Raw genomic sequence first — 17,092 nt, forward strand, 5'->3', positions numbered from 1 at the left:
TTTCTAATGTCTCGCTCACATATGCCAGGCGTTTTAGTTTTGAAGTGGGAGGTGTGTGGAGATTAAAGTATCCAAAGCAGCACTTTGTATGCGGCTTTCCATTTGTAAGATGTTGTGTTTCATCCCATTATTTATCTCCACTATCCTTCTTATCTCGGCTTGTGAGCCTTCCAAGGACCTTAGTAAACCCGTAAATGATACGGAAAAAGAACACTCCCAATCAAACCTGGAAACCTCGGTAAGAAATTTAAAGGTCCCGACTGCAGAAACGGATAAAATCGATTCCATTGTTGGATGGCTGGATTCTAAAACCATTTTATATTCTGTGAAGCGGGATGGTAATGAATTATCCCAGTTGATGGCATGGAATTTGGAAACGAATGATACTTCCGTTTTCTATCAGCCGGCTTTTGAGTCTTCTGAAGTATCGATCAGTCCGTCTGGAACGCATATTTTGTTATCGTCTTTCACCTCTTCGGGTAAAGCATCAATCACAATACTCGATAAAACGGGGAATCCACTGTATTCCGTGGCGATCCCAGCCTATGAATTAGCTTATGAGTGGAATTCATTTAAAGATGGCCAGCTTTTTTTATCAAGTTTTTATGAAGATTGGACATACAACAGTTATGTGTTAAATCCAGATGAACAAACAATGGAAACTCTGGACTTTCCGCAGCCCTTTGCTCAATGGGCAAGTGAAAAAGATTTGATGTTTCTCGATTGGGACAGGGAAGAACCTGCTTTGACGGCACCCCTAGAAAGAAAAGCGCTTAATGGGGATGGCACGGACAGCCTTATGCTCGATGTCATTCACTTTAAAAAAATGAAACAAGCGCTGATGACGATTCAAGTGGAGACAGAAAAACAAGATCGGGGTACATATGCATTTTATGATCAAACAAACAAGCCGATCCACTCTTTTTCCGTTCCGCTATTGAAAAGCTTTTCAGATTGGGTGATTCCATCCTATGATTTTATTGAAAAAGACAAGGAATTGATAACATTTATTCCTAATGAATCAAAAGATGCGGACCAATATGAGGGAAGGTTTACCTTAACTAAATTTAATTGGGAAAAAGGCACACAAGAAGAATTGATGAAGGACATGGAAAATGAACCATTAAGCTGTTCGCTTGATGGCAACTTCTGCTTATATGGATATCAATTTGAGAAAATCATTGATATGAAAACCCATCAAATACAAAGATTGTTCAAACAAACATGATGACTTAAAACAAAAGCTCGCCGGATGGCGAGCTTTTTTTCTTCAATGGGCAACAGGGAAACCGCTGTTGATGACAGTCATGACGGTAAACCAGCCAAACACGACTGCACTGCCGGCTGCAAAAATAAATCCTAAGAAGTTTCTCTTTTTTAATGAGGTAAACACAGCTGCTACTCCTAAAATAGCCACAAGACCGAAAACAACCATTAATATCATGTCAAAACCCCCTTTTTCGTAATGAATACCTAATCCCTAATAATATACCCAGAGAATAAAGCAACTACCAAAAATATGTAGAAAAGATTGCATTTGTTAATATCTTAATATTTTTTCAATTATTTGTCGAGGTTTAAAAGGTGACACTTCTATGACTTGAGTATACTGGATTAACATTAGCAGCTTAATTAGTGTAAGATGTAGATAGAAAATCATATTGGAGTTGATGGAAATGAAATGGATACAATTACCTCTAGGCCCGCTGCAAACGAATTGTTATGTAGTTTCTGATGGACAGGATTGCATCATTTTCGATCCGGGTGAAGAGCCGCAGAAAATCATACAGTACATACAAACAAAAAATTTAAAGCCTTTGGCGATTTTATTGACACATGCACATTTTGATCATATCGGTGCTCTTGATGCTATTGGGGATCATTATGGGATACCTGCATATATTCATGAAAAAGAGGCCAAGTGGCTACTTGATCCCGCATTGAATGGCTCTCAAAACTGGTTCCCGGAAAATCCAATGCGCATGAAGCCTGCCGATCACTTCCTGGCAAATGAGCAAGAACTTACTATTGGAGGATTCACTTTCGAAGTATTCGAAACCCCCGGACACTCACCAGGGAGCGTTTCGTATTATGCCAAGGAGCAACGGCTCCTCTTTTCAGGGGACGTCTTGTTCCAAGGAAGCGTAGGCAGAACCGATTTAATAGGCGGAAGCGAGGCAGTGCTGTTAAATAGCATTGAAACGAAGCTGCTGCCACTTTCTGATGATACGATCGTTTTTCCTGGTCATGGGCCTGTCACGACCATTCTGGATGAAAAGAATACTAATCCCTTTTTGAGATAATGACTTTTGCAGGTGCCGTATGGCACCTGTTTTTTAAGTTCTTAATTATGTATAAATATTGAAATGGGTCATTTCCAGAACTATACTGAATATAAAAACCAGGGCCTTGCCTCTGTGTGCATGACTTTGATCCAACTCTGAACTAAGATTTGTCGAAAACATTCATTTTGTAATGATGGCACGCTTAAGACTGCGGGTTGAAAAAATTGAACATTTTGTGAACTTTAAATTTTAGGTTTGAGTATGATTGTCGATAAAAAACGTATTTATGTAAGAAAAGAACATTTAATTTTCATATGATGGAAGATCATGGAGACGGAGGCATTGTGTTGAAAAATCACTTAAAGGAATTGATTGCAGGAAGCCCCCAAAAAAGAATTTCCTATCATGACTATATGGAAGCTGTTTTATATGCGCCAACTATAGGCTACTATGTACGCACAAAAAAGAAGATTGGCTCCAGAGGGGATTTTTATACGTCTGGCAATGTTGGGGATGCTTTTGGTAGATCACTGGCCAGATGGTTCGTTTATTTAATAAAAAGCTGTGGAGTATCACCAAAAATCATCGAGGTCGGCGCGGGGGACGGTAAGCTCGCTTATGATATCCTCGTTTCCATGAAGGAAATGGAACCGCAGATATGGGACTCTTTGACTTATATCCTTGTGGATGAAAGTCCATTTCATAGAAGGCTTCAGCAAGAACGTATAGGGATGTTCAAACAGGCAGTTTCTGCTGCCAGTTTAGAAAAATGGACGAAGGTAAATGGGATCCTCTTTTCAAATGAACTTTTCGACGCGTTGCCTGTACATGTGATTGAAAAGTATAAGGGAGCCCTTGTAGAGGTATTCGTTACTGAAAAGGAAGGCGATTTGGTGGAGGTAAGGGAACCTTTGGACAACCCTGCCATTCTTTCTTACCTTACAGAACGAACTATCACCTTGAATGAAAAACAACGATACGAAGTACCGCTAAAAATGGTTAGTGAATATGAGAAGATCGTTTCCTGTATCGAATCGGGTATACTCCTTACGATTGATTATGGCTATACCGAAAGGGAATGGAAGGAGCCAGCTCATCTTCAAGGGAGCTTGAGGGGCTATTATGAGCATCAAATGATTAAAGATCCACTTATGTATCCTGGTGAAATGGATCTGACGACACATATCCATTTTGATACATTAATCGAAATTGGAAAAAGAAAGGATCTTTCCAATCAGGGGTTTTTTCTTCAAAATGAATTCTTGCTTAAAGCAGGGATATTAGAGGAATTGAGGGACCATCAAGGAACTGATCCATTCTCGAAAACGGCGAAGCGGAATCGGGCAATTCGCGGGCTAATCGTTCCAGGGGGATTTAGTGAACATTTCAAAGTGTTGCTTCAATCGAAGAATTTAGCAGATGATGTAAGGATCTTTCCTGAATGGTGACAAGTAAAAACCCATGAATCAAAATTCATGGGTTATGTAATATTGCTTGTTCTTAATGCGCAGTACCCGGAGTCATCATAAATACGCTCCAGTAGGAAAATCCTGCAAAGAAAACGGTAAGATAGGCGCCGAAAACATAAATATACATGCGCTCAGATAATTTCAAATAACTTAAAAGTACAAAAAAGATCGTTTGTGCAAAGAAAAGCAAAGACGTTTGATGCATATGGCCAAGATAAAAGAAAATTGCCATAATTCCTGTCCAAAATCCACATACTCTGAACATGCGTTCCATCCGAATCCCTCCTTATGTCTAGTCGTGTACATTCTAAATAATTATAAATGAAATTGTAAGGTAATGTAAAGGATGCCTTTTGTTTCTATGTGAGAACCGAAGCCTGGTAAGAGCATGCTGCACAATTGGACATCATATTTTCTAATTCCACAATATTGACATTATTAAACAAGGCTTCGAACATACCTTCTAAAAATGAATTGTGTATGGAGCAGATTGTCCCTGGCTCCACTTCAGTAACTTCCTTGAACGGGCAATTGAAGATACGAAAGTATATTTTATTTTCTTCTTCGCTTGCTTGTATTTCAGGAGATAACCCTGCGATGGTAGCCGCATTTTTAAGCATGCTGACTTTTTCCGCAAAACCAATTCGATCGATCGACTTCGAGTTCAGGGCTAGGGCTAGTTGCTGCTTGATCAGTTCCTCCCCGAAAGCTTTTCCCGTTTCATAAAGAGCCTGTTTTCCTTGTTCCCCTAATGTCATCATCGTCTGGATTGCAATCCTGGAAAGAAGCTGATAGTTCCTGTATGGAAAATGAAGCTGAATGACTTTATCAGATAATCGATAAAGCCGGCTCGGGCGACCGCCTTTACCGGTCTTTCGGGCATTTGAGGTCAACATATCGATATCTTCCAGCTTTGACAAATGTAGACGGGCAACATTTGGATGGATGTTAAAAGAATCGGCAATTTGCTGTACCGATACATCGCCATGGTTGTTCACAATATGCTGATATATATAATATCTGGTGGGATCTGCTAACACGTTTGTTATTTTTAACGTTTGTTCCATTACACCCTCCTGTATTCCATAGTTTACCTATGTCCATTATAATGCAGGCAGAAAAAAATGGAATAATAGAAAGGGCTAACTCCCCTTAGTTTAAAAAAAGTTCACAATTTAACCTGTTTTATAGTGTAAAAAAATATACATCTATTGTACAAATGTTATACAATTGTTATATATATTAAAATTGTATACAAAATGTGAACGGGGAGTGATTAGTATGGCACAGTTAACTTTCTTTTCGTACCCAAGTTGTACATCTTGCCGTAAAACAAAAAAATGGTTAAGGGCCAATCATGTTTCCTTCGAAGAACGACATTTATTCAGAGAAACTCCAACTGCAGCAGAGTTAAAAAGAATACTTGAATTGACAACGGAAGGACTTGATGAAGTCTTAGCAACAAGAAGTGAAGCTTATAAAGACTTACAAGTTAATATTGACGAAATGATGCTATCTGATGTCATCCAATTATTAACAAAAGAACCGAAGTTATTAAGAAGACCCATCCTCATAGACGGGGAAAAACTGGTGATAGGTCATAATGTAGACGCTTTAAGAAATTTGGTTTCCCAAAGGCTTGAATTGAAAGTGAGCATGTAACATGATTCTCGAATTTCTTTTCGGGAATTTTTTTTATTCCGGAGCAGGAATTTGTCGTGGATTGTCGAATCCTTACAACAAGAAATATAGGAGGTGATGAATGAATTGATATCGATTGAAAAGACCGCAGAAAAAATATTAACCCGTGCCATTCAGGAATCTGCATCGGATATCCACATTTTTTTTCGGAGGGAGGGACCACTCATCCAATTCAGGATAGACAATAAGCTTGTACCCCAGGAAACATTATCATTCTTTGAAGCTGAAAGGCTGATCGCTCATTTGAAGTTCCTTGCCTCGATGGATATAGGGGAGAAAAGGAGGCCCCAGAGTGGTGCCCTCACCATTAATTTGGCTAGCCAGGTTGTCGGGCTCCGACTTTCCACTTTACCCACTGCCCATCTTGAAAGTTTGGTCATCCGCTTAATACCCCAACAGAATATCCTACCTCTCGAACAGTTATCCTTATTTCCAAACACCGCCCAAAAATTGATTGCACTCCTGAAGCATTCCCATGGCATGCTTATTTTTACCGGTCCGACTGGCAGTGGAAAAACCACGACATTATATTCCCTGCTTCACCATGCCCACGAAATGATCAATCGAAATATCATTACACTTGAAGATCCCATTGAAAATGTATCTGAAAAGGTACTGCAAGTCCAAATCAATGAAAAGGCGGGCATTACGTATTCTGTCGGTCTAAAAGCTGTCCTGAGGCATGACCCGGACGTGATCATGGTTGGGGAAGTCAGGGATGCAGAAACTGCCAAAATCGCAGTGCGTGCCGCATTAACCGGTCATTTGATTCTTACCACCATGCATACAAGGGATGCCAAGGGCGCCATCTCCAGGTTATTGGAATTTGGTGTAAGCTTGCTTGAGGTTGAACAGAGTTTGATTGGCGTGACAGCACAGCGGCTGGTTGAATTGCGATGTCTTCCATGTAAAGGGGACTGTACTTTTGCTTGCAAAATGACTGCCAGGAATAAAAGGGCCAGTGTATATGAATTGCTCTATGGAAAAAGCCTGGCTGAGGTTCTCAGGATAATGGGAGATGAAAAAGGGATGGCAACGGTCAGCTACCGCCAATTGAAGGATGAAATCGGAAAAGCCGTTGCGATGGGCTATGTGGATTCAGAGGAATATGAACGGCTGGTATACCATGAAACCAAAAAGTAAATGGAGGGTAAAAGAGCAGGCGGTCTTTATTTCGAAGCTAGGTGAATTATTGAAGCATGGTTACCCCTTGGCGGAGGCTTTACATTTTCTTGAATTTCAGGAATCAAAGAAGAAGGCGGAAGACTTCACTCAGGCTAAAGCCGATTTAAGGAACGGATTCCCGCTGCACTTGGTGCTGACCCATCTGAATTTTCATCCGCAGCTTGTAAGTTATATATTTTATGGAGAACAATACGGCGACCTGGAACGGGCGTTGAAGGAAGGAGGGCGATATTGGAAGAAAAGAACCGAGGATATGGATAAAGTAAAAAAGTTAATGGTGTATCCTGTATTCTTAATCTTTTTTGTAGGTATCGTTTTTTATATTCTTCAGAGTGTTCTCCTTCCTAAATTCCAGACAATCTATTTCACGATGGATGTCGATCAGCATACACTCTTGAGATTAATATCAGCTTCCACATTCATTCTTCCAGCACTCCCCTTCCTTTTACTCGGATTGCTCCTATTCCTGTATGTACTCAAACGATTTTGGTTTAACGGATTGTGCCCATTAAGGCAGCGGAGGATTTTAATGGGGATTCCGATATTCGGGACCTTCATCAAATTATACGAAACCTATTTTTTTACAAGCCAATTAAGTGGCTTACTCTCCGGAGGGCTATCTATTAACGATAGCATTAAATTATTCTCGATAAATCAACAGCAGCCTTTTTACCAAAAACTATGCAATATCATTAAGGATGATCTAATCGAGGGCAGATCGCTTGAATTGATTTTTCGGGAGCTTCCATATTTTGATGGTAATTTGCCGGTGGTCGCTGCCAATGGTCAAAAATACGGCAGACTTGATGCGGAGCTATTTCATTACAGTCGTTTTATACTGGAGAAAATTGAAGAGAGAATGAATGCAATCTTAAAAATCATTCAGCCTCTCATGTTTTCACTGATAGGTCTGTTGATCGTGTCCATTTATTTGGCGGTTTTGCTGCCGATGTTCTCACTGCTCGAAAGTATATAGGATTTTATTATTGTATTCCGGAGGTGAAAATGCTCGAAGGTCATCTGGTATTCGGATGATTTCAGGAGCATGATGATATGTTGAAGAAAGTGATGAATGAACGTGGTTTTACACTAATTGAAATGCTAATTGTTTTACTGGTAATTTCCATCCTTTTGATTATAACAATCCCCAATATCACAAAGAACCAGTCTACGATTCAGTCCAAAGGATGTGAAGCATTCGTGAAGATGGCCCAAGCACAGGTACAGGCTTATGAGATTGATAATGCTAAACTGCCCGCAAGTATCGGTGAATTGGAAAGTCAAGGCTATCTCAAACAGACATCCTGTCCTAATGGGGATGATATTAGTTTGGATAGTAAAGGAAAGATAACGGTCGTTGAGTAGGAGAAAAGTGAATATACGGCATTCCAATGGGGGGTATACACTATCTGAAACCCTTATTGTCCTCGTCATTTTTGTACTCCTGATTTCCATCGGTCCTAATTTATATACTAGCTTCACTAAAGGCATGGAAAATAGGCTATTTCTTTCTCAATTCCATGAAGATCTCTTCTATGCACAGCAGTATGCCATCAGTCATGAGAGCTTGATTTACCTCCATATTAATAATGCCAAAAAGGTTTATACCGTTTCGTCTTATAAGGAAGGGATCGTTCTCGAGAGAAGCATACCAAAGGATATTCAGTTTTTAAGTGACACTTTGGGATTCAGCTTCCATTTTAATCAGTATGGAAATGCTTCAAAAGCCGGAACGATTATGATTGACACGTCAAAAGGAATGTACAAATTGATCCTCAATATCGGTAAAGGGAGGTTCAGGATTGAGAAATTGTAAAGGTTACGTTTACCTTGAACTGATGGCCGCATTTTCCATTTGTATTTTCCTGGTCCTTGCCATTTTACCGATTCTTGAAGAGTTAATGACGCATCGGAAAGATATAGCCGTAAGGACAGAAGCCCACCATTTATTATATGAAAGATTGACGGCGTTCATGGACGGGGAGATACAAGCAATTGGTCAGGAAATCAGATACAAAAAAAGATCCTATGAATTGGTTTGGAAGGACCATGGGGATTTCCCGGGGATGATTGAAGGGTGTGTACGTTATGAAGATGAATCGGGTAATCTTGAATCCATTTGTGATGCTGCGAAAAAATGATGGCTTTACGATGATCGAAATGCTTTTTTCTTTAATGATATTAATGACGACGTCCCTTTTTGTACTACAGCTTTTTTCAATCTTTCACACCCATATGGGGTCCGTTGATAAATTGCATCCTAAAGAGTGGGAGGTCTTTACCATGCAAATGAAGCAGGAGGTCCGGAGTTCCAAAGCTCAGGATGTAATGGGAAATAAATTATATTTGCTGCTTTCAGGTGAACAATTATCATCGTTTGAACAATACGAAGATAAGGTCCGAAGACGAGTCAATGGTATGGGGCATGAGGTCATCTTACAGAATATTTCGAAATTCCGGGTTGAGAAGGATGGCAGTGTCATTGTTATAAATATTACGGATAAAGCAGGGACTACTTTCAGTCGAAGATTTCATCCTTTCTTTAGGAATGTCACGAAAGTCGATGAATAATCAAAAAGGAGTCGTTTTCCCAATGGTCATGATTGTAGCGAGTGTTTTCATCATGTTTTTGATACTAATGATCGATCAGTTTATCATTGATAAAAAGTTTTATAAAGAAGTGGAAGAATCGCTTGTGGCCGACCATCTCGTCCATTTAGCGATCAAGGATGTGACGGCAGATTGGGGCGAAGAGATCCCCCAAATCATCCAGGGGGAAATTTCATATCCTAATGGTGTGGTGCGGTATTCTTTAATGAAAGAAGAAGGTCCTTACGTTTATATCGAGTTTTCTTCCACGACTAAAAATGACCGCGAGGGAAGAGTCATCATTCAATACGATAAAGAAGCGGGGAAAGTGAAAGAATGGTTGGAAAAGCAGGCTGTGTAAAGCGCAAAATCAAATTTGTTTTAAAATGGAAAGCGACAGGTACACGTGTTCAGCGAACAAGCGAAGGAATAAAAGAAGCGTAAACGGGGCATACTTTGCATAGGGTGATGATTTTATATGTCTACAAACGCTTATATTAAATATCTGACTCAGCAGCTTGTCGAGTATTTTAATCTGACGAAAAAAGAACGAAAAGAAAAGCGCCGTCACAGAAAAGAGGATAAAAACCATGGTATGTCCCATTGGTTTGGCATTGTCCCTTTTGCTTTGTCGATGTTCGTAAGGAAAAATATCAAAAAATAAAACAGATGTCCTGTACTTAGGGCATCTGTTTTTTTATTGTTCTTTACTTATCCCAATGCCCTATCTGAAAGGTAAAATAACCCTCCGTTGATGATGGATATTCGGATGTTGGGTTCATATTGAGCTTTTAAGGCATCTTTTTCGGTAAAATAGCTTTCACTTTTTTCGTCCATATCCTTGTAAAAATGCTCCAATAAATTCAAGTCATTCTGCCAGCGAAGCATGGCTTCCTCTGCCCAGGAATGGTCATCATCCTCGAAACTGGTCCTGATGTATGTATCCAATCTTGCCAATCCGCTCTTGGGCATGATGAGCGGTGAAAGCGTAAAGGAGTAATCGGGTATTTTTGGGGTGACCTTTATCGGTAAAACCCGGTGGTGAAACTTTTCCATGATCTCACCTGAGATTAAATTCAGTCCGATCGACATGAAGGTATCCTTTTTACGGTCGCATTGATAGGATATTTTCACATTCAGGGTCAGCCAAGGAAACAAAGGATTATTTCCCCCTTTTGTTGGAGGGGTATCCTCAAAAAGTCTAGTATACCCTGCCAGCTTTTTGGTAGATTGAATAATCTGGTGAAGGCGAGGGGAGCCAAAATAAATCATTTCTCCCTTTAAATCGGATGGAGCTTGTTCTGGATCGGTAATGAAAGTCATCTGTGCTGGGTTCGGAATGCCACCTGTTTTTTCTAGATAATGCCAATAAAAGGGTCTGTTCATTAATTCTTTATCCATATCAATCGTCAATTGGACTGTAAGGTGGGTTGGTGCATTATCCAGTATTTCACAATCGTTGGCTTTGAAGTATGTTAATAAAAAATCATGAATTTCCTGTTGCTGCATGAACCTCACCTTCCTTCATTGATTGAGCGAATTGGATTAACGATGAAAAATTATCCATCTTGATTTTCATTTCACCCTCTGTTTTGGATTCGCCGACCACATCAATCAAATATTCTTCAATGTTGTTAATATCCAGTTTGGTTAGAATATCATCCAATTCGCCGATTACTTTCTCGAATAAATTTATTTTTTCATATAGTAATTTCAGAATATGTTCTTCTACTGTATTTTTCGTGGCAAAGTTATAAATCATCACATCTTCTTCCTGACCAAGGCGGTGTATCCGTCCAATTCTCTGTTCGAGCCTCATCGGGTTCCATGGCAGGTCAAAATTAATCAAGTGATGGCAAAACTGAAGGTTTATCCCTTCCCCGCCAGCTTCTGTTGCAATTAATACCTGTATATTCTTTTGGAATAATTCTCGCATCCAGTCTTTCTTTCCGCGCTTAAAACCGCCTCGGAAAGGAACTGAAGAAATTCCATTCTGCTGCAGGTACCATTGTAGATAAAGCTGCGTCGCCCGGTATTCGGTAAAGATAATGACTTTATCATCAATTTTCTTGATCAGTTCCAAAGCTTTTTCAGCCTTGGAGTTCTGAACCGTTTCATTCACTTTAGAAAATAAGTCATCAAGTTTTGCCAAAAAGTCAGGGGAAGGCTGATCATATTTAGCTTTCATATTCTTTAATGTATAAAAGACCGCCTCTCTGCTGCTGCATGCTTCCCTTTGGAGAGTGAGAGCCGAAAAGGCATTTCCTTTAGAACCATCCGAAATAGGTTTGAATTTGGAAACGGCATCGTACAATGCTTGTTCCGTTGGAGAAAATTCAATGGTGATGGTCTCCACATGCCGTTTTGTCCATTCGATACCAGTATCGGCCCGCCGGTTTCGAATCATGACAGTGTTGACAAGTTCCTTTAGGTGTTCATCTTCAATGATGTTCCGGCCCTTCCCTTTATACTTTTCCGAAAAAAGTGAGGCATTTCCCAAGTGGCCCGGTTTCAATAACGAAACGAGGTGGAAAATTTCCTCGACTTTATTTTGAATCGGAGTGGCTGTCAGGAGTAAACAAAATTTCTTTTTCAGATTTTGAACGAATTCATAATTCTTCGTCTTATTATTTTTAAGTTTATGAGCTTCATCAATAATGATGAAGTCGTATTCCTGCTTGAAAATGATATCTCGATGTGGAGCGCGTTTCGCTGTATCAATGGATGAAATGACCACATCACAGGAGTCCCAAACATAACTTTTTCTCTGAACGACTGCCGGTATATGAAACTTTGTATTCAATTCAAAAGCCCATTGTGTGACAAGGGAAGCCGGAACAAGGATCAAAACTTTTTTTACAAGGCCCCTAATCATATACTCTTTTAGTATCAATCCAGCTTCAATTGTTTTTCCGAGCCCTACCTCATCAGCTAAAATGGCCTTTCCATTCATTTTTTCCACCACTTGCTTGGCTGCTTCCAATTGATGCGGAAGCGGGGTTAACTGCGGAAGGTGCTTGGGCGCCTGTAAACCTTCAAAATCAGGGATGATAAGATTTTCCTCCATTTGAACCGCCAGCTTATAAAGCTCCCAATTTCCCCATGGACCGTCATTTTCCATCTTTTGCAGAAACTCGTCATTCCATTCAGAATTAAAGGATATATTGATTTTCATAGAAATAACTCCCTCTTAAATCATAATTTCCTTAATAAAAGGTCAAAACCCGAACATTTCGTATGTGAAGTAAGAAAAATATTTCTCTTCAAAAGATATTGCAGAGATAAGTTTCTTAGGGTAGGATATAAGTATATTTAGAAAATTCCAATTTTCAAATGCTTCAAAGAATCTTTGTACATCGATTTTACAGTTCGCGTTTTCTTAGTATGGGCTATAGGCTCTTAATTTATCCAAGATTACTGAAGGAGACCAATCAAACGGTTTCTGATGTTTCAGGAGAATTGGCAGAGAATGCATTCCATGATGCTCAGGGGTTTTACCGATGCTTGGTGGCTTATTCGCTTCCTTTCATTGGTAGACCATTTATATGCGGGTGAAGATAAGGGGAGAGACTACGGATGTAGCGCCGAAGGAGCAAACTTAGCAGTGAATCTCTCAGGCAAAAGAACTCTTATTGGACGCAACTCTGGAGAGCGCCGCCCGGATTGGGACGGCCACCAAAGGGGAAAACCTATTACATAGGTAAACTTTCAGGTTTCAGGACAGAGAAAAAGCTCAAACGGGCTTTCTCTGTCCTTTTTTGTGCTTTTTTCACATCATGAATCAGGATATATCTGATGCGTAATGACAAGAAGCTTTTTGATAATGAAGCCCATTAATTTTAAAAAATCTGAAGGGGGTCATTTTTTGACCAATTTAAAAAGAACACCACTATTTGAGGTTTATCGTGAATACGGAGGCAAAACGATTGATTTTGGCGGCTGGGAACTTCCTGTCCAATTTTCGGGTATAAAAGACGAACATGAAGCCGTACGAACAAAAGCGGGGTTATTCGATGTTTCCCATATGGGGGAAGTCGATGTTAAGGGTCCTGGAAGCCTTTCCTTTTTACAGAAGATGCTGACCAATGATATATCAAAGCTGCAACAGGGCGGTGCCCAATATACCGCCATGTGTTATGAAAACGGAGGCACGGTCGATGATCTTATCGTGTATAAAAGGGCCGAGGACGACTATCTGCTTGTGGTCAATGCAGCGAATACAGAAAAAGATTTCAATTGGCTGCAAGCTAATTTAACGGAAGATGTCCAAATTACGAATGTATCGAGTGACTATACACAGCTGGCACTTCAAGGACCATCTGCAGAAAAGATATTACAAAAATTATCGGGAAATACTGACTTAAGTGAAATTGGATTTTTCAAGTTCAAGGAAAATGTCCTGATCAACGGTATCTCCACGCTGGTATCCCGTACTGGATACACTGGTGAGGATGGCTTTGAGATATATAGTGACAGTGAAAATGGTCCTGCCCTTTGGAAGGCGATTATGGATGCCGGAAAGGAAGAGGGGGTTCAGCCGATTGGTTTAGGTGCTCGTGATACCCTGCGTTTTGAAGCGAAACTGCCGCTTTATGGACAGGAGCTTTCAGCGGACATCACCCCGATCGAAGCCGGGATTGGTTTTGCAGTAAAAGTGGATAAGGAAGTGGATTTTTTCGGGAAAGCCGTTCTTGCTAAGCAAAAGGAGAAAGGAGCTCCCCGCAAGCTTGTGGGAATCGAGATGATTGACCGTGGCATTCCACGTCATGGGTATAAGGTCTATAGCGGTGATAAAGTCATTGGCGAGGTCACGACCGGTACCCAATCACCAACGTTGAAGAAAAACGTGGGATTGGTACTTATCGATAAGGAATTTTCGGTGCTGGAAGCGGAAGTCGAAGTGGAAATCCGTTCCAAACGTTTGAAAGCCGTTATCATACAAACACCTTTTTATAAAAAACCACGTAAATAGAGAGGAATGGTCATTAGATGAAACATCGTTATTTACCCATGACAGAGCAAGATAAACAAGAAATGCTGGAAGCGATAGGGGTATCTTCTGTTCAAGAACTTTTCAATGATATCCCTGAAAGCGTTCGTTTTCAAGGAGAATACGATATCAAGCCTGCTAAATCGGAACCTGCATTAATGAAAGAATTATCAAGGCTTGCTGCCAAGAATGCGGACCTTAAAACCTATGCTTCCTTCCTTGGTGCGGGTGTCTATGACCATTACGCGCCGGTCATTGTCGATCATGTTTTATCCCGTTCTGAGTTTTATACGGCTTATACACCTTATCAGCCTGAAATTTCACAGGGGGAGCTTCAGGCGATCTTTGAATATCAAACGATGATATGTGAATTGACGGGCATGGATGTAGCTAACTCCTCCATGTATGACGGCGGGACGGCGCTAGCTGAAGCAGCCATGCTTGCTTCAGGCCAGACACGACGCAAGAAGATTCTCATTTCAGGAACCGTTCATCCTGAATCAAGAGAAGTCGTTAAGACATATGCGAAAGGGCAACGCGTGGAAGTGGTCGAAATTCCTTATAAAGACGGTGTGACGGACTTAGCTGCTTTAAGGGAATTGGCGAATGAGGAAGTTGCAGGAGTGATCGTGCAATATCCGAACTTTTTTGGCCGCATCGAGCCATTGAAAGAAATGGAAGAAATCATACATGGTGTCAAGTCGATGTTCATCGTTTCCAGTAATCCGCTTGCATTGGGAGCTTTGACATCCCCTGGTGCACTTGGTGCAGATATCGTAACGGGGGATGCTCAGCCATTCGGCATTCCAGCGGCATTCGGTGGACCTCATTGTGGATATTTTGCCGTTACTAATAAACTTGTTCGGAAAGTTCCGGGCCGCCTCGTCGGTCAAACAGTGGATGAAAATGGTAAAAGGGGATTCGTACTGACGCTTCAAGCCCGAGAACAGCACATTCGCCGTGACAAAGCCACTTCCAACATTTGCTCCAATCAAGCTTTGAATGCGTTGGCAGCTTCTGTTGCAATGACCGCGCTTGGGAAAAAGGGTGTCAAAGAAATGGCCGTGCAAAATATCCAAAAAGCTCATTATGCGAAAAAAGCAATTATGGCAAAAGGGGTGGAAGTGATATTCGATGGTCCTTCTTTCAATGAATTTGTCATTAAACTGCCTTCTTCGTTTTCAGAAATCAATAAAAACCTTTTTGAAAAAGGGATGATCGGCGGCTTTGATTTAGGGACGGTTTATCCTGAGCTGAAAGACCATATGCTGGTTGCGGTAACTGAACTTAGAACAAAAGAAGAAATTGATGCACTTGCGCAGGAATTGGGGGATCAACATGAATAATCAAGATCAATCACTCATTTTTGAAATCAGTACTTCCGGTCGAATCGGGTACAGTCTGCCAGAAATGGATGTTGCAACTATTCCGCTCGAAGAAATTCTTCCTGCCGACTACATCCGTGAAGAAGAGGCAGAGCTGCCTGAGGTGTCCGAACTGGATATCATGCGTCACTATACAGCACTCTCCAAACGGAATCATGGGGTGGATTCGGGTTTTTATCCGCTGGGTTCATGCACGATGAAATATAATCCGAAAATAAATGAAAACGTGGCGCGCTTCAACGGCTTTGCCCATATTCATCCATATCAAGATCCAGCTACCGTTCAGGGAGCATTGGGACTCTTATTTGATTTGCAGGAACACTTAACGGAAATCACCGGGATGGACCAAGTGACATTACAGCCTGCAGCAGGTGCACATGGTGAGTGGACAGGGTTAATGATGATTCGCGCTTTTCACGAAGCGAATGGCGATACAGAACGGACGAAAGTGATTGTACCCGATTCTGCACACGGTACGAATCCTGCCTCTGCCACTGTTGCCGGACTTGAAACGATTACAGTGAAATCCGATGAAAATGGATTAGTCGACCTTGAAGATTTAAAGCGTGTTGTCGGACCGGATACGGCGGCCTTGATGTTGACGAACCCCAATACATTGGGATTGTTTGAAGAGAACATTTTGGAAATGGCAGAACTTGTCCATGATGCAGGTGGGAAGCTTTATTATGACGGAGCCAATCTGAATGCAGTCCTATCAAAAGCACGCCCGGGTGACATGGGCTTTGATGTGGTTCACTTAAATCTCCATAAAACATTCACAGGCCCGCATGGCGGCGGCGGTCCGGGTTCTGGTCCTGTCGGAGTGAAAGCGGACTTGATTCCTTACTTGCCTAAACCGCTTGTGGTCAAGCAAGGGGAGCAATTCGTTCTTGATTATGATCGTCCGCAATCGATTGGCAGGGTAAAACCTTATTATGGTAATTTCGGGATAAACGTGAGGGCATATACGTACATCCGTTCAATGGGTCCTGATGGCCTTAAAGCCGTCACCGAGAATGCTGTCATCAATGCCAATTATATGATGCGTAGGTTGGAACCATTTTTTGACCTGCCATATAATCGTCATTGTAAGCACGAATTCGTATTAAGCGGACGCCGGCAAAAGAAATTGGGGGTAAGGACTCTCGATATAGCCAAAAGATTGCTGGATTTCGGGTACCATCCTCCAACCATTTACTTCCCGTTGAACGTGGAAGAAGGAATGATGATAGAACCGACTGAGACCGAGTCAAAAGAAACGCTGGATGCGTTCATCGATGCGATGATCCAGATTGCCAAGGAAGCGGAAGAAACCCCTGAAATCGTTCAGGAAGCTCCGCATACTACGGTTATAAAAAGGCTTGATGAAACTCTTGCTGCAAGAAAACCTGTACTGCGTTATCAAGCCTAGATTGATAGCTTATACGAAAAAAAATCCCTGCCTGCCGGCGGGGATTTTTCATGTTTATGTAAGAGTTCATTAAAGTC

The 17,092-nt window shown here is 41.1% G+C and carries 20 protein-coding genes and 2 riboswitches; of the genes, 15 read left to right on the forward strand and 5 right to left on the reverse strand.

Translation table 11 applies throughout. The annotated features are described in order from the left end of the window. Positions 1-55 precede the first annotated feature (55 nt). Complete coding sequence (locus tag ACFVS1_RS04855) at positions 56-1,228, forward strand: YqgU-like beta propeller domain-containing protein (protein WP_352919933.1); 1,173 nt, start codon at positions 56-58, stop codon at positions 1,226-1,228. A 42-nt stretch (positions 1,229-1,270) separates the two neighbouring features. Here the strand turns inward: ACFVS1_RS04855 and ACFVS1_RS04860 are convergent, their stop codons facing one another. Then, positions 1,271-1,444, reverse strand: coding sequence for a DUF2759 domain-containing protein (locus tag ACFVS1_RS04860; protein WP_034308396.1), 174 nt, complete (start codon positions 1,442-1,444; stop codon positions 1,271-1,273). A 232-nt stretch (positions 1,445-1,676) separates the two neighbouring features. On the opposite strand from ACFVS1_RS04860, the gene ACFVS1_RS04865 reads away from it, so the two are divergent. Then, complete coding sequence (locus tag ACFVS1_RS04865) at positions 1,677-2,303, forward strand: MBL fold metallo-hydrolase (RefSeq protein ID WP_387545385.1); 627 nt, start codon at positions 1,677-1,679, stop codon at positions 2,301-2,303. A gap of 329 nt (positions 2,304-2,632) precedes the next feature. Next, positions 2,633-3,733, forward strand: a complete 1,101-nt coding sequence (locus ACFVS1_RS04870; protein ID WP_387545387.1) for a class I SAM-dependent methyltransferase — start codon at positions 2,633-2,635, stop codon at positions 3,731-3,733. 52 nt (positions 3,734-3,785) lie between these two features. Here ACFVS1_RS04870 and ACFVS1_RS04875 read toward each other — a convergent pair whose 3' ends face one another. Both ACFVS1_RS04875 and ACFVS1_RS04880 read right to left on the reverse strand, forming a co-directional pair. Beyond that, positions 3,786-4,028: a DUF2626 domain-containing protein gene (locus ACFVS1_RS04875; protein WP_076365317.1), complete on the reverse strand. Its 243-nt coding sequence runs from the start codon at positions 4,026-4,028 to the stop codon at positions 3,786-3,788. Between the two features lie 85 nt (positions 4,029-4,113). Beyond that, complete coding sequence (locus ACFVS1_RS04880; protein WP_387545390.1) at positions 4,114-4,821, reverse strand: helix-turn-helix transcriptional regulator; 708 nt, start codon at positions 4,819-4,821, stop codon at positions 4,114-4,116. A 214-nt stretch (positions 4,822-5,035) separates the two neighbouring features. Between ACFVS1_RS04880 and ACFVS1_RS04885 the strand changes: the two genes are divergently transcribed. From ACFVS1_RS04885 to ACFVS1_RS04925, 9 genes are all read left to right on the forward strand, one after another. Next, a complete protein-coding gene (locus ACFVS1_RS04885; RefSeq protein WP_352919942.1) occupies positions 5,036-5,416 on the forward strand; it encodes a Spx/MgsR family RNA polymerase-binding regulatory protein in 381 nt (126 codons plus the stop codon). A gap of 96 nt (positions 5,417-5,512) precedes the next feature. After that, on the forward strand, positions 5,513-6,598 hold the full coding sequence (gene comGA / locus ACFVS1_RS04890) for a competence type IV pilus ATPase ComGA (RefSeq protein ID WP_387545393.1): 1,086 nt from the start codon (positions 5,513-5,515) through the stop codon (positions 6,596-6,598). Further along, positions 6,582-7,616 (forward strand): competence type IV pilus assembly protein ComGB, encoded by a 1,035-nt coding sequence (gene comGB, locus ACFVS1_RS04895; RefSeq protein ID WP_387545396.1) that lies wholly within the window; start codon positions 6,582-6,584, stop codon positions 7,614-7,616. Before comGA ends, comGB begins: the two co-directional genes overlap by 17 nt. 77 nt (positions 7,617-7,693) lie before the next feature. Next, positions 7,694-8,005, forward strand: a complete 312-nt coding sequence (comGC, locus tag ACFVS1_RS04900) for a competence type IV pilus major pilin ComGC (RefSeq protein ID WP_272492797.1) — start codon at positions 7,694-7,696, stop codon at positions 8,003-8,005. A 7-nt stretch (positions 8,006-8,012) separates the two neighbouring features. Next, entirely contained in the window at positions 8,013-8,456 is a 444-nt protein-coding gene (gene comGD / locus ACFVS1_RS04905) for a competence type IV pilus minor pilin ComGD (RefSeq protein WP_387545398.1), read from the forward strand. Then, on the forward strand, positions 8,443-8,781 hold the full coding sequence (locus ACFVS1_RS04910; RefSeq protein ID WP_352919948.1) for a hypothetical protein: 339 nt from the start codon (positions 8,443-8,445) through the stop codon (positions 8,779-8,781). Before comGD ends, ACFVS1_RS04910 begins: the two co-directional genes overlap by 14 nt. Next, the gene (gene comGF, locus ACFVS1_RS04915) at positions 8,729-9,211 is read left to right on the forward strand and encodes a competence type IV pilus minor pilin ComGF (protein ID WP_352919950.1); all 483 of its coding nucleotides are present in this window, start codon (positions 8,729-8,731) and stop codon (positions 9,209-9,211) included. The genes ACFVS1_RS04910 and comGF overlap by 53 nt, the downstream gene beginning before the upstream one ends. Then, positions 9,204-9,590: a competence type IV pilus minor pilin ComGG gene (gene comGG, locus ACFVS1_RS04920; RefSeq protein WP_352919953.1), complete on the forward strand. Its 387-nt coding sequence runs from the start codon at positions 9,204-9,206 to the stop codon at positions 9,588-9,590. The genes comGF and comGG overlap by 8 nt, the downstream gene beginning before the upstream one ends. A gap of 117 nt (positions 9,591-9,707) precedes the next feature. Next, positions 9,708-9,893 carry a YqzE family protein gene (locus ACFVS1_RS04925; RefSeq protein WP_063233067.1) on the forward strand — a complete coding sequence of 62 codons (186 nt, stop codon included), beginning with the start codon at positions 9,708-9,710 and terminating at the stop codon, positions 9,891-9,893. 47 nt (positions 9,894-9,940) lie between these two features. Here ACFVS1_RS04925 and ACFVS1_RS04930 read toward each other — a convergent pair whose 3' ends face one another. After that, on the reverse strand, positions 9,941-10,738 hold the full coding sequence (locus tag ACFVS1_RS04930; RefSeq protein WP_387545403.1) for a YqhG family protein: 798 nt from the start codon (positions 10,736-10,738) through the stop codon (positions 9,941-9,943). Beyond that, complete coding sequence (locus tag ACFVS1_RS04935) at positions 10,716-12,404, reverse strand: DEAD/DEAH box helicase (RefSeq protein WP_387545406.1); 1,689 nt, start codon at positions 12,402-12,404, stop codon at positions 10,716-10,718. Before ACFVS1_RS04935 ends, ACFVS1_RS04930 begins: the two co-directional genes overlap by 23 nt. 376 nt (positions 12,405-12,780) lie before the next feature. Further along, positions 12,781-12,868: riboswitch (glycine riboswitch) on the forward strand. Positions 12,869-12,871: 3 nt separating this feature from the next. Next, a riboswitch (glycine riboswitch) is annotated at positions 12,872-12,955 on the forward strand. Between the two features lie 139 nt (positions 12,956-13,094). Here ACFVS1_RS04935 and gcvT point away from each other — a divergent pair. From gcvT to gcvPB, 3 genes are read left to right on the forward strand one after another with little or no spacing between them, the layout of a single operon-like run. Beyond that, positions 13,095-14,201, forward strand: a complete 1,107-nt coding sequence (gene gcvT / locus ACFVS1_RS04940; RefSeq protein WP_483878248.1) for a glycine cleavage system aminomethyltransferase GcvT — start codon at positions 13,095-13,097, stop codon at positions 14,199-14,201. Positions 14,202-14,218: 17 nt separating this feature from the next. Then, positions 14,219-15,565, forward strand: a complete 1,347-nt coding sequence (gcvPA, locus tag ACFVS1_RS04945) for an aminomethyl-transferring glycine dehydrogenase subunit GcvPA (protein ID WP_352919965.1) — start codon at positions 14,219-14,221, stop codon at positions 15,563-15,565. Continuing rightward, positions 15,558-17,015, forward strand: a complete 1,458-nt coding sequence (gene gcvPB / locus ACFVS1_RS04950; RefSeq protein ID WP_352919968.1) for an aminomethyl-transferring glycine dehydrogenase subunit GcvPB — start codon at positions 15,558-15,560, stop codon at positions 17,013-17,015. Before gcvPA ends, gcvPB begins: the two co-directional genes overlap by 8 nt. The last annotated feature ends 77 nt before the right edge of the window (positions 17,016-17,092 follow it).

Origin of the sequence: Peribacillus sp. NPDC058075, from assembly GCF_042885195.1 — a bacterium.
Classification (GTDB): Bacteria; Bacillota; Bacilli; order Bacillales; family DSM-1321; genus Peribacillus.

Excerpts from the sequence above, each read along its gene's own strand:
- ACFVS1_RS04885 (WP_352919942.1), top strand. The coding sequence starts at position 5,036 with ATGGCACAGTTAACTTTCTTTTCGTACCCAAGTTGTACATCTTGCCGT.
- comGB (WP_387545396.1), top strand. The coding sequence starts at position 6,582 with ATGAAACCAAAAAGTAAATGGAGGGTAAAAGAGCAGGCGGTCTTTATT.
- ACFVS1_RS04930 (WP_387545403.1), bottom strand. The coding sequence starts at position 10,738 with ATGCAGCAACAGGAAATTCATGATTTTTTATTAACATACTTCAAAGCC.
- comGG (WP_352919953.1), top strand. The coding sequence starts at position 9,204 with ATGAATAATCAAAAAGGAGTCGTTTTCCCAATGGTCATGATTGTAGCG.
- gcvPB (WP_352919968.1), top strand. The coding sequence starts at position 15,558 with ATGAATAATCAAGATCAATCACTCATTTTTGAAATCAGTACTTCCGGT.
- ACFVS1_RS04875 (WP_076365317.1), bottom strand. The coding sequence starts at position 4,028 with ATGGAACGCATGTTCAGAGTATGTGGATTTTGGACAGGAATTATGGCA.
- ACFVS1_RS04880 (WP_387545390.1), bottom strand. The coding sequence starts at position 4,821 with ATGGAACAAACGTTAAAAATAACAAACGTGTTAGCAGATCCCACCAGA.
- ACFVS1_RS04935 (WP_387545406.1), bottom strand. The coding sequence starts at position 12,404 with ATGAAAATCAATATATCCTTTAATTCTGAATGGAATGACGAGTTTCTG.
- comGC (WP_272492797.1), top strand. The coding sequence starts at position 7,694 with ATGTTGAAGAAAGTGATGAATGAACGTGGTTTTACACTAATTGAAATG.
- comGA (WP_387545393.1), top strand. The coding sequence starts at position 5,513 with ATGAATGAATTGATATCGATTGAAAAGACCGCAGAAAAAATATTAACC.
- ACFVS1_RS04925 (WP_063233067.1), top strand. The coding sequence starts at position 9,708 with ATGTCTACAAACGCTTATATTAAATATCTGACTCAGCAGCTTGTCGAG.
- ACFVS1_RS04865 (WP_387545385.1), top strand. The coding sequence starts at position 1,677 with ATGAAATGGATACAATTACCTCTAGGCCCGCTGCAAACGAATTGTTAT.
- ACFVS1_RS04860 (WP_034308396.1), bottom strand. The coding sequence starts at position 1,444 with ATGATATTAATGGTTGTTTTCGGTCTTGTGGCTATTTTAGGAGTAGCA.
- gcvPA (WP_352919965.1), top strand. The coding sequence starts at position 14,219 with ATGAAACATCGTTATTTACCCATGACAGAGCAAGATAAACAAGAAATG.
- comGF (WP_352919950.1), top strand. The coding sequence starts at position 8,729 with ATGAAGATGAATCGGGTAATCTTGAATCCATTTGTGATGCTGCGAAAA.